Here is a 15898-nt window from a genome sequence, read left to right on the forward strand (position 1 = left end):
CCGCTGTCCTCCGCGTTCTGCTCTTCGGTCCTTCGGCCCTTCGGGTCCGGCGTCAGGCGTCAGGCGTCCGGCGTCCGGCGTCAGGCGTCAGGCGTCAGGAGGCTCTGGCGGCGGACACGCGCCGCCAGATCCGGCCGAACGCGAAGCGGGCCGCCTCGACCTCATGCCGCTGATCGGCGTGGAGCACACCGAGCGCGTACGCCGTCGCCGGGGCGATCCGGGGCGTACGGGCGGCTGCCGCCGCGGCGGCGGCCGCCTCGGCCGCGTCGCGGTGACGCTCGAGCGCCTGCCCGGCGGCCAACAGCCGCACCGACAGCGGCGGCTCGGCGTCCACGGGGCCGGAGCCGCCCGGACCGGAGCCGCCCGGACCGGATCCCTTGGGTCCGCTCGCCTCGTCCGGCTGCTGCCACGCCTGGTCGAGCACCTCCAGCGCGTACCGCCGCAGCCGCAGCAGATGGCGCACGTGGTGCCAGGGGGCGTCCTGGCGCTCGCTGGCCGGTGGGGCGTCCGCCGCCGGGGTCGCCGCCAGGCCGTGGACCAGCGCCTCCGCGTTGTACGGATGCCCGGCGCGGACCAGCGGCAGCGCCTCCACCGCCTCGGCCAGCCGCCGGTTCGCCAGCTCGGCGAGCGGCAGCAGCACCTGCCCGGCGGGGCGGGCGGCGTTGGCCTCGTCGAGCGGGACGTCGGAGGCGAGCAGAGCGACGGTGTCGGCGACCGCGTGGAAGCGGGAGGAGCCGAGCGCCTCCAGGGCGGCGGTGTGGGCCCGGGTCCGGGCCAGCGTGAGCTGGCGCTCCAGCAGCGCTCCGGCGCGGGCCGCGCCCACGGTCAGCGCCCCGCCGCGGGCCTCCTCCTCGGCACCGGCCCGCTGGTGGGTCGCGCCCGGCTGGCCGGACCGCTCGCCCTTCTCGCCCTTGGCGCCCCGGCCGCTCTTGTCGCCGCGCTCACCGCGGCGCCGTCCGGCCGCCCGGCTCTCGTCCCGGTCCCGGTCCCTGTCCCGGTCCCTGGTCGTCCCGGTCGCGCCCTCGGCGCCGCCGCCCGCGTCGGCCGGACCGGGCCGCGCACCCTGCCCCCCGACAGGAGGGTCCGCGGCCCCGCCTCCCGGCGCACCGGCGGCCAGGGAGACGCTGCGGCGGGAGGCACGGGTGGAGCGGGGAATCGGGCCCGCGGTGCCGGAGGGGCCACCCGCGCCGTCGACCGCGACCGTGACCGCGCCGCGCGCGGTGCGCGCGGCGCTGGTGGCATGCGCCGCGTTCACCGGCTGGGTGTCGGAGGGCCGCTCGCCCGGGCTCGCGGTCTCGGCGGCCGTCCCCTCGCCCTGCGGTGACCGGTCCGAGGGGCCGCCCGCGCCCGAGAGCCGGTGCAGGGCGCCGCGCAGCCGGTCCAGCCGCTCCGCGTAGGCGTGCTCCCGCGCCAGCGTGCCGGACAGCCAGGCCAGCTCGGTCCGCAGCTCATCGGACCAGGCCGTGTCGGTGAGCGGGCGGTAGACGTAGAGCGCGCCGCTGATCCGCCGCGCGGCACGGCGCAGCAGCCGGGCGGCCTCGGCCGCCTCCTGGACGTCAGAGCCGCTCTCGCGGTGCATCCGCAGGCTGCGCAGGAAGTCCCCGGCCTGGGCGTGCAGATACGCCGACAGCACCTCCCCGGCCGTCGCCGCCTCCCACGCAGGCGCGCCCGAAGGCGTCCCCGAAGCCGCCGCAGCCTTCGAAACCCCCGCAGCCCCGGAGGGTGCCGCCGTGGCCTCCGCCGCCCGGTCCGTCGCACCGTCGGCACCCGGGCGGGGCGGGTCGGCGGCCGGGTCCGCGGCGCCCGTCAGCCCGGCCGGCGGCAGGTCATGTCGTTGAACCACGCCGTCGCCTCCGGGCGTCGATGAGCATCTCCTGAACATTCCGCAGCGGCTGGCCGTCCGCGTCCGTGGCGTGCCGGGTCCACTCGCCGTCCGGGCCCAGGTGCCAGGAGGAGGTGGAGTCGGCCATCCCGGTCTCCAGCAGGCGGTTGAGGGCGGCGCGGTGACCGGTGTCGGTGACCCGCACCAGCGCCTCGATCCGGCGGTCGAGATTGCGGTGCATCATGTCGGCGCTGCCGATCCACACCTCCGGCTCGCCGCCGTTCCCGAACGCGAACACGCGCGAATGCTCCAGGAAGCGTCCGAGGATCGAGCGGACCCGGATGTTCTCCGAGAGCCCGGGGACGCCCGGCCGCAGCGCGCAGATGCCGCGCACCCACACATCGACCGGCACCCCGGCCTGCGAGGCCCGGTAGAGGGCGTCGACGACGGCCTCGTCGACCATCGAGTTGACCTTGACCTTGACGTAGGCCGGGCGGCCCGCCCGATGGTGGGTGATCTCCTTGTTGATCCGGGTGATCAGCCCGCCGCGCAGCGACTTGGGGGCGACCAGCAGCCGCCGGTAGTTCTCCCGCCTGGAGTAGCCGCTCAGCCGGTTGAAGAGGTCGGAGAGGTCCGCGCCGACCTGGGAGTTCGCCGTCAGCAGCCCCAGGTCCTCGTACAGCCGGGCGGTCTTGGGGTGGTAGTTGCCGGTGCCCACGTGCGAGTAGCGGGTGAGGGTGTCGCCCTCCTGGCGGACCACCAGCGACAGCTTGCAGTGGGTCTTCAGGCCCAGCAGGCCGTAGACCACGTGGCAGCCGGCCTCCTCCAGCTTGCGCGCCCACTTGATGTTGGCGTGCTCGTCGAAGCGGGCCTTGATCTCGACCAGCACCAGCACCTGCTTGCCGGACTCGGCGGCGTCTATGAGCGCGTCGACGATCGGCGACTTGCCGGAGGTGCGGTACAGCGTCTGCTTGATCGCCAGGACGTCCGGATCGGCGGCCGCCTGCTCCAGGAACGCCTGCACGGAGGTGGAGAATGAGTCGTACGGGTGGTGGAGGAGGACGTCCCGCTCGCGCAGCGCCGCGAAGATGTCCGGCGGGGAGGCGGACTCCACCTCGGCGAGGTCCCGGTGGGTGCCCGCCACGAACTTGGGGTACTTCAGCTCCGGCCGGTCCAGCGCGGCTATGCCGAACAGGCCGGTGAGGTCGAGCGGCCCGGGCAGCGGATAGACCTCCGCGTCCGAGACCTTCAGCTCGCGCACCAGCAGGTCCAGCACATACGGGTCGATGGACTCCTCGACCTCCAGCCGCACCGGGGGCCCGAAGCGGCGGCGCAGCAGCTCCTTCTCCAGGGCCTGGAGGAGGTTCTCGGCGTCGTCCTCCTCGACCTCGAGGTCCTCGTTGCGGGTGACCCGGAACATGTGGTGCGCCAGCACCTCCATCCCCGGGAACAGCGCCTCCAGATGCGCCGCGATCACGTCCTCGAGCGGTACGTACCGCTGCGGCGACGCCTCCAGGAACCGGGAGAGCGACGGCGGGACCTTCACACGTGCGAAGTGATCATGACCGCTCACGGGGTTGCGCACCACGACCGCGAGATTGAGCGACAGCCCCGAGATATACGGGAAGGGGTGTGCCGGGTCCACGGCGAGCGGGGTCAGCACGGGGAAGATCTGCTGCCGGAAGAGGGTGAAGAGGCGGGACTGCTCCTTCTCGGTGAGATCCGGCCAGCGGACCAGATGGATGCCCTCCTCGCCGAGCGCGGGGGCGACGTCCTGCTGGTAGCAGGCGGCGTGCCGGGCCATGAGCTCACGGGACCGGTTCCAGATCAGCTCCAGCACCTCGCGCGGCTGGAGCCCGGAGGCGGAGCGGGTGGCGACCCCGGTGGCGATGCGCCGCTTGAGGCCGGCGACCCGCACCATGAAGAACTCGTCCAGATTGCTGGCGAAGATCGCCAGGAAGTTGGCCCGCTCCAGCAGCGGGGTGGACGGGTCCTCGGCCAGCTCCAGCACCCGCTCGTTGAACGCGAGCCAGCTGCGCTCCCGGTCCAGGAACCGCCCCTGCGGCAGCTCCCCGCCCTCCGTGCCGGGCCCGGCGATCTCCTCGTACGAGTCCAGATCGGCGTCGAGATCGGGGTCGAGCGACCGCACCGGTGCGGCGACAGCATGCGGCCGGTGGGCCGCGATGGACCCGACCGAAGGCTGGGAGTGGGGCTGGGGCTGCGGGGAAACCGATGCCTGACCGCTTGTGTGGCTCATGAACTCATTGTTCCGCGCCGGAGGTGAATACGGCGTGGCGGAAGCGGGTGCGGAAACGGCACGGAGCCTCCGGTTCGACGAATTCGGCACAGCGGGCTGCATTCAGTGATGCTCGCAACCAAGGTTGAATCGCCGGTAACGGGCACATGGCGCGTAGGAAATCGGGACCCATCCCCCAGGGGTCCCGCCCTGCACGCCCCCGGGCTCAGATCCCGCCCAGATCCCGCCCAGGTCCCGCTCAGGCGTTGATCAGGTCTCCGTCTTCGCTCAGGTCTCCGTCCGATACATCAGATCCGTCTCATGGGTGACGAAGCCGAGCCGCTCGTAGACCGCGACCGCGGCGAAGTTGTCGGCGTCCACATAGAGCATCGCGGTCGGCAGCCCCTGAGCCGCCAGATGCCGCAGCCCGATCGAGGTCAGCGCCTTGCCGAGGCCGCCGCCCTGCGCGTCCGGCCGCACCCCCACGACGTACACCTCCCCCAGCCGCTCCTCGGCATGCACCTTCGTCCAGTGGAACCCGACGATCTCCCCGCCCCGCTCGGCCAGGAAGAACCCCTCCGGGTCGAACCACGGCTCACCCTTGCGGTCGTCCAGATCACGCTGGGTGAGCGAACCCTGCTCGGGGTGGTGGGCGAAGGCCGCCGCGTTCGCCGCCAGCCACGCGGCGTCGTCCACACCCGGCCGGAAGGTCCGTACGGTCACCCCCTCCGGGAAGACTGGCTCCGGAAGACCAAGCTCCGCGAGCGACCCCAGCGGCCGCCGCATCTGCCGCAGCTCCCGGAACAGCGTCAGCCCCAGCACCTGCGCGAGGTGGCGCGCCGAGGCATGCCCCCCGTGCGCCCAGATCCGCAGCCGCTTCCCCGACTCCCTCAGCAGCGTCACCCCCAGCGCCCGGCCGTGCCCCTGCCCGCGGTGCCCCGGATGCACGACCAGCTCGGCGGCCGGAGCCTCGACCGGGTCGGTGTCCTCCAGCTGCGCGTACCCCACCAGCTCCCCGCTCGGCTCCCGCAACACCAGATGCCGCACCCCTTCCCGCCGCCCCCGCAGCTGGAGCCGCCCCTGCTCGGACACCGCCTGCTGCCCATCGGCCCCCGCGGACTCCGCGACCAGCCGCAGCACATCCTCCACCTCGGCCGACGTCAACTCCTCCAGCACATCGAGCCGCCGGGCCCCGGATGTCTCGTTCACCACGTCATTCATGAGGCCGAGCCTACGGCGGCCCAATTGTGCAGCAAGCCGCTGCACAATTTATTACCGGCGAGTCACCCAGCTGCCCCATCCCCGTCGAGGACGTCGTCGGCGATGCGGGAGAGATCCTCGGCACTGGGCATCAGCTCCCGCACATGGGGCGGCAGCGCGGCGTAGGTGCTCACGGCGAGCGGTGCGTTGTTGCTCCGCAGGGCGTACTCGATCGTCCCCTTGTCGCGGCTCTTCGCGATCAGGATCCCGAGGGTCGGATCGTCACGCTCCTTGTCCCGGACCAGGTCGTCGACGACGGTGACGTAGAAACCGAGCTGGCCCAGGTGGGCGGGGCGGGCCTTGTCGGTCTTCAGCTCGATGACGACGTAACGGTGCAGCTTGCAGTGGTAGAAGAGCAGATCGATCCGGAACTCCTCGTCACCGACCTTGATGGGGTACTGACGCCCGACGAAGGCGAAGCCGACCCCGAGTTCGGTCAGGAATCGGACGAGCTGCTGCACCAGCGCGTCCTCAAGGTCGCGCTCCGCCACCTTGCCGGAGAGCCGAGTGAAGTCGACTCGGTAGGGATCCTTGACGACCTCGTTGACGGCATCGGAGTCCTCCGGGACCGTGGCGTCGAAGTTGTTGAGCGCGGCGCCCTGGGTGAGGTGCAGCTGGGCGTCGATCCAGTGGTCGAGCATGACGCGGGACCACCCCTGTTGCACGGCCCGCTGAGCGTAGAAGTCCAGCTCAGGACGGGTTTTGCAGCGGCCCATCAGCAGGGTGATGTGACCCCAGGGCAATTGGGCAACAGCTTGTTGCCCAATTTGCTCGGGCCATGTTCGAGCCATCTGCTGCATGTACTTGAGATTCCGCGCACCGAAACCCCGCTGGTTCGGGAAGGCTGTACGCAACTCCGTCGCCACCCGCTCAAGGACCTTTGATCCCCACTTCTCACGTTCCGTCCGGTCGAGGATCGTCCGGCCGATCTCCCAGTACATCTTGATCATCTCGGTGTTGACCTTGAGCTGAGCACGCACGCTCGCCTGCGTGACGATCGCCTTGAGGTCATCGACCAGTTCGAAGAAGCCCGACGGGAGCTCGGACCCCTGTGCGGGGATGGGCGTCTGCTGCGCGAGTTCGTTCTGCATGATCTGCACGCTCACATAACAAACCACCACCCAAACCCCTCATCAGGACCTTTCCGCCGAACGGGCGAAGTCGGCCCACACCGTTGACCACCGGCCACCAGCTCTTCACCTCACCCCCCTGCCCCGCTACGCGCGTTGACCGTAAGCTGCGCTCCACCATCCATCACGGGGCACACAAGGGGACGACATGCCAGCGAGACCTCAACGGCGCGGGGCGGGAAGCCGGTTGGCCACGGGAGTCGCGGTGCTGGCCGCGGCGGCCGGGGTGCTGACCGCCGTGAGCCCGGCGGGGGCGGACACCGGGGCCGCCGCCTCGGACAAGCACCGGCCCGGGCGCACCGTCGACGTACAGCTGCTGTCCTTCAACGATCTGCACGGCAACCTGGAGCCCCCGCAGGGCTCCTCGGGCACCGTCACCGAGACCCAGGCGGACGGCACCACCAAGACCATCCCGGCGGGTGGCGCCGAATACCTCGCCACGTCCCTCCGTAACGCCCGTAAGGGCCACGAGTACTCGGTCACGGCCGCCGGTGGCGACATGATCGGGGCCAGCCCGCTGCTGTCCGGGCTCTTCCACGACGAGCCGACCATCGAGGCGCTCAACAAGCTGGACCTCGACGTCACCTCCGTCGGCAACCACGAGTTCGACGAGGGCCGCGCCGAGCTGAGCCGGATTCAGAACGGCGGCTGCCACCCCAAGGAGGGCTGCTACGAGAAGGGCAAGACCTTCCCGGGCGCCGACTTCCCCTACCTCGCCGCGAACGTCACCGACGAGAAGACCGGCAAGCCCATCCTCAAGCCCTACACGGTGTGGCAGCACAAGGGCGTGAAGATCGGCTTCATCGGGGTCACCCTCGAGGGCACCCCGGATGTCGTCACCGCCGAGGGCGTCAAGGGCCTGAAGTTCCACGACGAGGTCGAGACGATCAACAAGTACGCCAAGGAGCTCCAGCGCAAGGGCGTGAAGTCGATCGTCGCGCTCATCCACGAGGGCGGACTCCCCGCCTCCCCCTCGTACAACTACGACTGCGACAACGGCGGTGCGGGCAAGGGCATCTCCGGCCCCATCGTCGACATCGCCAAGAACATCACGCCCAAGGTCGACGCCCTGGTCACCGGCCACACCCACCAGGCGTACACCTGCACCGTCCCGGACCCGTCCGGCGCCCCGCGCACGGTGACCTCCGCGGCCTCCTTCGGCCGTCTCTACACCGACACCACGCTCACCTACGACCGCCGCACCGGCGACATCGTGCGGACAAACGTCAAGGGCGCGAACGCGGCGAACCACGTCGTGGACCGCGAGCAGCCCAAGGCCCCCGACATGACCTCGCTCATCGGGCGCTGGAACAAGCTGGCCGCCCCGGTGGCCGGCAAGCCGGTCGGCCACATCTCCGCCGACATCAACGGCCGTGGCTCCACCGCGTACGAGACGCCCCTGGGCGACGTCATCGCCGACGGCCAGCTCGAAGCGCTCTCCCCGTCCGACAAGGGCGGCGCCCAGATCGCCTTCATGAACCCCGGCGGCATCCGCTCCGACCTCGCCTACAAGGCATCGGGCAGCGAGGGGGACGGGGTGGTGACCTACGGCGAGGCGTTCACGGTCCAGCCGTTCACCAACATGATGAACGTGATCGACCTGACCGGCTCCCAGCTCATCACCACGCTCCAGCAGCAGGTCAGCGGCGCCAACGAGGCGTCCCCGCGGATCCTCCAGGTCTCCAAGGGCCTGACGTACACCCTGGATCTGACCAAGTCCGGCAAGGACCGGATCGTCACGGACTCGGTGAAGCTGAACGGTGAGGCGATCGACCCCGCCAAGACCTACCGCGTCGCGCTGAACGAGTTCATCGCGGGCGGCGGCGACGGCTTCCCCGCCTTCAAGGAGGGCAAGAACAAGCTCGTCGGCGCCTCCGACCTGGACGCGTTCACGGCCTACCTGGGCGCGCACTCGTCGCAGTCCTCGCCCCTGGACCCGCCGAAGGCGGACCGCATCACGATCGTGAAGTAACCGCCCGGCACCCGCCGATGGCCCGGCCGCCCCAGGCGAATTCCAGGCGGCCGGGCCATCGTCGTGTCAGCGCGGTGTCACCGCAGCGCGTCCTCGATCAGATCGGCCGCCCGCCCGGTGCCGCCCTCGGCCCGCACCTCGCCCCGCAGCCGCGCCGAGGTGCGCGCGACCTCCGGATCCGTGGTGAGCTCGAGCAACGCGGCACGCAGGGCCCCGGCGGTGGCGTCGGCCGTGTCGAAGCGGCGGGCCACGCCCAGTTCGACGAGCCGGTCGGCGTTCATGGCCTGCTCCGCGCCCTGCGGGACGGCGATCATCGGACAGCCGGTGTACAGCCCCTCGTTGCTGCCGCCCATCCCCGCGTGGGTGATGAACGCGTCGGCCCGCTCCAGGATCGCCAGCTGCGGCACCCAGTTGTGGACCTCGATGTTCGCCGGGACCTCCCCCAGCTCACCCGGGTCGACGTACGTGCCGATCTGGAGCACCACATGCCACCCGGGCAGATCCCCGAAGGCCGCGACGCACTCGCGGTAGAAGGCGGCCTGCCGGGTGTACGCCGAGCCCAGCGAGACCAGCAGCACCTTCTCCGCGCCTGCGGGACGTTCCCAGCCGCCCTGGTCGGCACGGTCCCCGAGGCACGGTCCGACGAACGTCACCACCTCGGTGTTCACCCGGTCGGCGTTCGGCTGCATCGCACGGGGAATGAGCGCGAGGCAGCGCGGCGGCTGTCCGGAGAAGGCGTTCGGATCCGTGGTGGTGGCGCCGGACTCCACCAGCCACACCCCGAACTTCTCCTGATACGCGTCCGCGCCGGGAAGGCTCATGATCTGCGCCCCGATCTCGTCGTGGTAGCCCTCCCAGCCCACGATCGTCGGCGACAGCTGAACCAGCGGGCGCCCCTGCGTCTCGGCGAGCACCCGGGCGGGGTACGCACCGATGTCGTAGAGGTACACATCGGCCGGGTCACGGTCGTACACGGCGCGGAGCTGCGGCAGGACGTGGACGGCGTCGTCCAGGAACAGGGTCATCGCCGCGATCGGGTCCTCCGGCCAGTCGTTGTCGGCGACCGGCAGGGTGGACTCGAACGGCACGAACTCGGCACCGGTCGGCGCGATGGCGTCCGCCATATAGGGGTCATTGGCGTACGTCACCCGGTGCCCGCGCGCCACGAGTTCACGGATGATCTCGAGGCTGGGCAGGGTGTGGCTGATGGCGGGGATGCCGACCATGGCGATATGGGCACGGCGACGGGACATAGGGGATCACTCGTTTCAGGTCTACGGCGAGATGGACACGACGGCCCGGCGCACGGGCGTGGTCACCGGTGCACCGGGCGAGACGGCGTGTCAGCCGTAGATCTGAAGGAACGAGTCCATGGACGGCACGGTACCCCGGCCACCGGCCGGGCCGCCCCCGATTTTCCGGTTGGCCGTCCGGCCGGGCTCAGCAAGCGGTAAGTGCCCGCTCAGCGCCGGGTCCTAGGGTCGCGAACGCGACGGGCCGTCTCTTCTCCCTCTCCCTCTCCCGACGGGCCGTCGCGCCTAACTCTCCTGGACGCGGTCGAAGTCCCCGGCCTTGGCCGCCCGTATGAGGAACTGCAACGCGGCCGGGGTGGTGGTCAGAATGATGTGGGGGTCGTCGCTTTCCCGGAGCCTGATCTTCCCGTTGCGTGCGGCAGCGACGTAGACGCAGGATGACGCCTCTTCGCTGAACGTGGACTTCCGCCAGTTGAGCCTGGACACAAACCTTCCCCTTCAGATTCCCTGCGCAATGCATCGAATGAGGTCCCGTGACTCGTCCGCACCGAGAGCGGCCTGCTCCATGCGGTCGAGCACCAAGCGGTACTTCTCCAACTGAGCGGCAGCGTCAACCAGTTCGACGCCGTGAGCTGTATCGAGCTGAACCGTGTCGAGTTGGGGCACCGGGCCGTGGAAGTAGTCAACCCCGTGCGCCGAGATAGGGAACGACACACCGCCGAAGGGGATGACGACGACTGTCAGATGATCCCGCTCGCTCATGCTGATGAGGTGTTCCAACTGGGCCTTGGCCGTAGCCGCCCCGCCGAACTGCATCCTTAAGGCGGCCTCGTGGATGATCGCGGTGTACGGCAGCGGCTTGTCCCGGAACAGGACAACCTGACGCTTGACCCGGTACGACACCCGATGCTCCACCTCAGGGGGCATGAGCGGCGGGACGACTTCACGGAAGATCGCCCGCGCGTGCTCGGGAGTCTGCAACAGACCGGGGATGGTGATCACCTGGGCAACTCGAGCCGCGACGGCGTGGTGCTCAAGCTCGGCCAAGTCCAGAAGCCCGGAGGGGAACGTTTCCCGATACTCCTCCCACCAGCCTCGTTTCCGGTCCCCCGTCATTCCGGCGAGCGCTTCCACCAGCGCCTGATCCGAGCAGCTGTAGTTCTGCGCCAGAACCCGTACCCGGTCTGCACTCACCGCGTAGCGGCCTGCCTCGATGTTGCTGATTCGCGCTTGGTTGCCGCCCAGGAGGGCTGCGGCCGCAGTCGATGAGATCCCTGCGCGCTCTCGTAGTTTGCGCAACTCGGCGCCCAACCTCTGCTTCCGCGCTGTGGGCGTACTACTTGGCGGCACCTGTTGTCTCCTCCTCGGAACACGCACGCTGCGTGAACGTCACCCACACGAGTCAACTTGTAACGACTTCCCCATCTTCAATGGAAGACATTACATCGAACGCCATATGGTGTGGCCCCCGCCGCCCAGCCGCCAAAGGGAGACCCGCATGGCAACCGTATCGCCGCAGGAGCCGACCGCAGGACCATCCGAGAACCCCTGGACGTACTCCCTCCGCCTGCCCAACGACCCACGGGCCGCACGCATCTCACGCGCCACCCTCCGGGCGGTCCTCGCCTCCCACGGCATGGCCGAGCTGACCGACACGGCGGAACTCCTGACCTGCGAGCTGGTCACCAACGCCGTCCGCCACTCCGACGGCCCGGCCCAACTCCGCATCCGCCACCTCTGCGAAAACCGCCTCCGCGTCAGCATCTGGGACACCAACCCCACCATCCCCGCACCCTTCGACGCCCCGCCCAGCCCCCTCGACCGCTTCACTGCCCTCACCGAAGCCGCCGCCAACCTCGACGCGACCTCCGGCCGGGGCCTGCTCATCGTCCGGCTGTGCGCCGACAACTGGGGCGGCTACCCCCTCGCCGACGACCTCTTCGGCATCAGCGGCAAGCTGCTCTGGTTCGAGCTCACCCCTCAGCAGCACGCCTACGAGATCGCCGCCTGACCCCACGCGCCTTCGTGGGGTGTCAGGTGAGCGCGACGACCAGCAGCGTGAAGGCGGCGATGATGACGGCGACGCGGGCGTAGTGGTAGCGGCCCCAGCGGTTCAGCTGCTGCTTCCAGTCGGCGGGCCGGTTGTCGGGGGTCCAGGTCTTGTTTCGGTTGTTGATCGGGACGAGCAGCAGCATCGACATGACCACACTGACGATCAGCAGGCCGGCGGCGGTGACGACGAGTCCGGCGCCGCGGTTGTGCCATCCGGCGACGGCCCAGATCGCGCTGAGGACGAGCGAGCCTATGTACCAGAACGGCATCAGGGCGCCGAGCATCCGGCCGCCGTGGGCGTGGCCGAGCTGGGCGCTGTCATCGGGAAGCGCGTCCAGGATCCGGTTCATGATGAAGGCGACGGAGAACTCCACCCCCACCATCAAGCCGACGATCACGGTGGTGACGACCTCGAGTGCGTTGAGCATGACGACCCTCTTCGAATCTAGTGTTGCTAGCTGATGTGGCAACGCTAGCGCTGCTGCCGCTCGATTGTCTAGTGATGCTAGGATCGTTTTATGTCAGTACAAGAACGCAAGCAGCGCGAACGGGCGGAGCGTGAGCGCCTCATCGTGGCGACGGCCCGGGAACTCGCCGAGCAGCAGGGCTGGGACGCGGTCACCACCCGCCAGCTCGCCGAGCGCATCGAATACAGTCAGCCCGTCCTCTACAGCCACTTCCGCGGCAAGCGCGAGATCATCGGCGCCGTCGCCCTGGAGGGCGCCACCGAGATGGCCGCGGCGGTGCGGGCCGCGACCTCCGCCGAGGACGACCCGCGCGCCCGGGTCATGGCCCTGGCCCGCGCCTACCTCGACTTCGCCGAGCACAACCCGGCGGTCTACGACGCCTTGTTCCAGCTCGACGGCGGCCTGCCGTACGCGCAGGAGGACACCCCCGAGCCGCTGAAGGACGCCTTCGCCGCCCTGCTCGAGTGCCTCGCCGAGGTCGCCGGGGACGGCGTCGCCCCGGGGCTGTTCACCGAGATGTTCTGGGCGGCCCTGCACGGGCTCGCCACCCTGACCCGAACGGGCCGCCTGCTGCCCGAGGACGCCGAGGCGAGGGTGGAGTTGCTGGTGGACCGGCTCGCCATGGTCTGAGACATCCATCCCGGCGGGCACGCGGCCGGGGCCCTCGGGCTCCGCCGCTACCTGCCTGCCAGCCTGCCTGCCTGCCTGACTGCGGCAACGCTTCCGGTCACTCGCGTCCACACGGCGCAGCCGCGGATCGCCGGGCCCCGTGCCCCAGACGGCGCCGAGCGGGTGCGGCGCCGGCGGGCGGCCACCCGCGCCGCCGACGTCGCCGCGGGTCTGACGCCGCCCGCCCCGGCGAGGACCGCGGTCGTCACGGAAAACCGCCCCCGCACCCGGCAACGCACCGCGACCACCGCCCGGCGCACCCTCCCCGTGCCACCGGCCGCCCCCGGAACCCACGCCGAACCCCCACCCATCCGGCGCCGACCGTGCCTACCCTGGTGGCTTCTGAACGGCGAACAACAGTCACCGGGGGGACGGGGCCTCATGGATCCCGCAGCCATAGCCACACTGGTCCAGGAACTCTTCGTCGCCGACGGGCCGGTGGACCGGCCCGTCCGCATCGCCTCCCTCGTCGCCTTCCAGGGCGACCACCGCACGCTCACCGAACGGGACCTGCCCCGGATCGCCTCCGCGCTCGTCGAAAACGTCGCGAAGGAGATCGACGTCGACGGGGAGATCGACGATCAGGCGCGGCCCGAGCTGACCGACGCGCTCGCCCGCACCCTCCACACCCTCGGCACCGTCGACCTGGACGACCTGCGGGCGGTCCGCCTCGGCCCCGGGGCCTTCGCCCGGCACCTGTCCGTCGGCGCGCCCGACGCCGACGAGGGGCTGGACGCGGCCGACGCCCGGACGCACGCCTCGCTGCGGGAGGCCGTCTGCGCGCACATCCTGCGCTTCCTCACCGTCCGCTCCCCCTTCGTCACGGCCGCCGAGGACGCCGCGTTCGAGGAGCGCTACGCGCGGGACACCGTGGCCGCCCACGACCATCTGACGATCTACGGCATCGATCTGACCCACTCCCCCGACAGCTGGCCGCTGGACGCCGCCTATCTCAGCCTGGAGACCGAGACCGACGGGAGCGGCCCCAGCGCCCCCGCCGAGCAGGCCCTCGCCGGACGCACCCGGGTGCTGCTGTGGGGCGTGGCGGGGTCGGGCAAGACCACGCTGGTGCAGCGGCTCGCGGTGTCCGTGGCGCGCGGCGACCTCCCGGCCCCGCTGGAGGGGCTGCGCGGGCGGGTGCCGTTCGTGCTCCCCGTGCGCCGGTTCCGCCGCGACGGCTTCCCGGAGCCGGACGCCTTCCTCTCCGCCGTCCGCTATCCGCACGCCGCCGCACAGCCGCCGGGCTGGGCCGAGCGGGTGCTCTCGCGCGGGCGCGGGCTGCTGCTCGTGGACGGCGTGGACGAGGCGCCGGAGGACGAGCGGGAGCGGCTGCGGGAGGCGCTGCGCGAGCTTCCCGCGCGCTATCCGGGAAATGTCTGGCTGGTCACCTCGCGCCCCTCGGCCGTACGGGAGAACTGGCTCGCCTCCGAGCGCTTCACCGAGCTGAAACTCTCGCCGCTCAGCCGCGAGGGCGTCACCGCGTTCATCCGACGCTGGCATGCGGCGGCCCGCCAGGACATCACCGACCAGATGGATCTGGACCGGCTCAGCGGTTACGAGGAAACGCTGCTGGACGCCGTAAGGATTACCCGGGACCTCGGGCGGCTGGCCACCAATCCACTGATGTGTGGTCTGCTGTGCGCACTGCACCGCGACCGCCGTGGCTATCTGCCGCGCGGCCGGAAAGCCCTCTATGACGCGGCCCTTTCCATGCTCCTGGAACGGCGCGACCGCGAGCGCGCCATGCTGCCGCCGGATGGAATCGACCTCCCCCAGGAACCGAAGATCCGGCTGCTCCAGAAGCTGGCGCACTGGATGCTCGTCAACGGCCGGTCCGAAATGGACCGGGCCACCGCCCTCGAGACGCTCGGCCGGTACATCCCGGCCATTCCGCACGCGGCGCGGCAGGGCGGGCCGGAGGAGATCTACCGCCATCTGCTCAACCGGACCGGTCTATTGCGCGAGCCCACACCCGGTTCGGTCGATTTCGTGCACCGAACGTTCCAGGACTATCTCAGCGCGAGAGCGGTCGTCGAACGGCACGATTTTGACTTCCTGATCGACCACGCGCACCTGGACGACTGGGAAGAAGTGATCAGAATGTCCGTCTCCCTCGCCCGTCCCGATGAATGCGCCTACCTCCTGGAGGGGCTGCTGGCGGCCCGAAAAGACGCCCGGCCGGTCCATGCTCGCCATCGCAAACTCCTGGCGGCCGCATGTCTGGAACACGCTACGGAGCTGGACCCCGAGGTGCGTTCCCGGGTGCATCGCTATACCCGTGATCTGGTACGCCCGACCTCGCTGGAAGGGGCCCGAGCGCTGGGCTGGATCGGGCCTATCGTGCTGGAAATGCTGCCCGATCCCAGCGGGGTATCCGACGAGGAGGCCCACCGGCTGGCCGTCACCGCCACCTCGATAGCCGACGACCGCGCGATCGACTATCTGGTGCGGCTGCGGGACCGTGCCTCCTGGGCGGTACGGGCGCAGCTCGCGGGCGCCTGGCGGCGATATGACACCGACCGTTACGCCGAGGAAATCATCGCCCATCTCGATGAGCGGGAACTCGACTTTCCGGTGTCGGACCCGGAGGAGCTGCGGGCGCTGCGCCGGCTGGGCGGCCGCCCCTGCGTCCAGATAGCCGGGGCGCTCACCCGGGAGCAGCTCACCGAGGGCCTGGTGGCCGAGCGGCTGACCGAGCTGTGGCTCGCCTACGACCTGGGCGCGGATCTGGACCTGAGCTGGCTGGCCGCCTTCCCGCAGCTGGAGATCCTGCGGCTGAGCCACCGCAACGCGGAGGTGACCGGCGTCCCCGAGGGCGTCCAGGTCATCGTGGCGGGCGCGTGAGGGGCCCCGGAGGGGTTGTAGGGGGTGGGGACCTACCCGGCCTCCCGGGGCGTCACAGGGCGTCACAGGGCCGCTCAGGACGCGCCCGCACGGCACCCACACAAGGCGGCACCCACGCAAGACAGCACCCGCACAAAGCGGCACCCACGCCATGCGGCACCCGCCCAAAAGGGGGCCGCCCCGGACCGGGAAA

12 protein-coding genes are annotated in these 15898 nt (G+C 70.7%); 4 read left to right on the plus strand and 8 right to left on the minus strand.

The window, feature by feature from the left end; genetic code table 11:
* Positions 1–94 precede the first annotated feature (94 nt).
* From KHP12_RS51280 to KHP12_RS25140, 4 genes are all read right to left on the minus strand, one after another.
* Positions 95–1843 carry a CHAD domain-containing protein gene (locus KHP12_RS51280; protein WP_308016937.1) on the minus strand — a complete coding sequence of 583 codons (1749 nt, stop codon included), beginning with the start codon at positions 1841–1843 and terminating at the stop codon, positions 95–97.
* The gene (locus KHP12_RS25130; RefSeq protein WP_086885781.1) at positions 1827–4079 is read right to left on the minus strand and encodes an RNA degradosome polyphosphate kinase; all 2253 of its coding nucleotides are present in this window, start codon (positions 4077–4079) and stop codon (positions 1827–1829) included. Before KHP12_RS25130 ends, KHP12_RS51280 begins: the two co-directional genes overlap by 17 nt.
* A gap of 267 nt (positions 4080–4346) precedes the next feature.
* The gene (gene mshD / locus KHP12_RS25135; RefSeq protein WP_086886598.1) at positions 4347–5279 is read right to left on the minus strand and encodes a mycothiol synthase; all 933 of its coding nucleotides are present in this window, start codon (positions 5277–5279) and stop codon (positions 4347–4349) included.
* Positions 5280–5341: 62 nt separating this feature from the next.
* Complete coding sequence (locus KHP12_RS25140) at positions 5342–6409, minus strand: PDDEXK nuclease domain-containing protein (protein ID WP_086884520.1); 1068 nt, start codon at positions 6407–6409, stop codon at positions 5342–5344.
* 187 nt (positions 6410–6596) lie between these two features.
* Here KHP12_RS25140 and KHP12_RS25145 point away from each other — a divergent pair, with 187 nt between their 5' ends.
* Entirely contained in the window at positions 6597–8420 is a 1824-nt protein-coding gene (locus KHP12_RS25145; RefSeq protein WP_086884519.1) for a bifunctional metallophosphatase/5'-nucleotidase, read from the plus strand.
* A 77-nt stretch (positions 8421–8497) separates the two neighbouring features.
* Here the strand turns inward: KHP12_RS25145 and KHP12_RS25150 are convergent, their stop codons facing one another.
* From KHP12_RS25150 to KHP12_RS25160, 3 genes are all read right to left on the minus strand, one after another.
* Positions 8498–9673 carry a macrolide family glycosyltransferase gene (locus tag KHP12_RS25150; protein ID WP_086884518.1) on the minus strand — a complete coding sequence of 392 codons (1176 nt, stop codon included), beginning with the start codon at positions 9671–9673 and terminating at the stop codon, positions 8498–8500.
* Positions 9674–9958: 285 nt separating this feature from the next.
* A complete protein-coding gene (locus KHP12_RS25155) occupies positions 9959–10159 on the minus strand; it encodes a DUF397 domain-containing protein (RefSeq protein ID WP_086884517.1) in 201 nt (66 codons plus the stop codon).
* 12 nt (positions 10160–10171) lie between these two features.
* Complete coding sequence (locus tag KHP12_RS25160) at positions 10172–11023, minus strand: helix-turn-helix domain-containing protein (protein WP_086884516.1); 852 nt, start codon at positions 11021–11023, stop codon at positions 10172–10174.
* A 148-nt stretch (positions 11024–11171) separates the two neighbouring features.
* Here KHP12_RS25160 and KHP12_RS25165 point away from each other — a divergent pair, with 148 nt between their 5' ends.
* Positions 11172–11684: an ATP-binding protein gene (locus KHP12_RS25165; protein WP_210609465.1), complete on the plus strand. Its 513-nt coding sequence runs from the start codon at positions 11172–11174 to the stop codon at positions 11682–11684.
* Between the two features lie 22 nt (positions 11685–11706).
* On the opposite strand, the gene KHP12_RS25170 is transcribed toward KHP12_RS25165, so the two are convergent.
* Complete coding sequence (locus KHP12_RS25170) at positions 11707–12153, minus strand: anthrone oxygenase family protein (RefSeq protein ID WP_086886050.1); 447 nt, start codon at positions 12151–12153, stop codon at positions 11707–11709.
* A gap of 90 nt (positions 12154–12243) precedes the next feature.
* Between KHP12_RS25170 and KHP12_RS25175 the strand changes: the two genes are divergently transcribed.
* Complete coding sequence (locus tag KHP12_RS25175) at positions 12244–12822, plus strand: TetR/AcrR family transcriptional regulator (RefSeq protein WP_086886051.1); 579 nt, start codon at positions 12244–12246, stop codon at positions 12820–12822.
* 420 nt (positions 12823–13242) lie between these two features.
* Entirely contained in the window at positions 13243–15705 is a 2463-nt protein-coding gene (locus KHP12_RS25180) for an NACHT domain-containing protein (RefSeq protein WP_211833820.1), read from the plus strand.
* Positions 15706–15898 lie beyond the last annotated feature (193 nt).

The organism is Streptomyces asiaticus (assembly GCF_018138715.1).
Taxonomy (GTDB): domain Bacteria; phylum Actinomycetota; class Actinomycetes; order Streptomycetales; family Streptomycetaceae; genus Streptomyces; species Streptomyces asiaticus.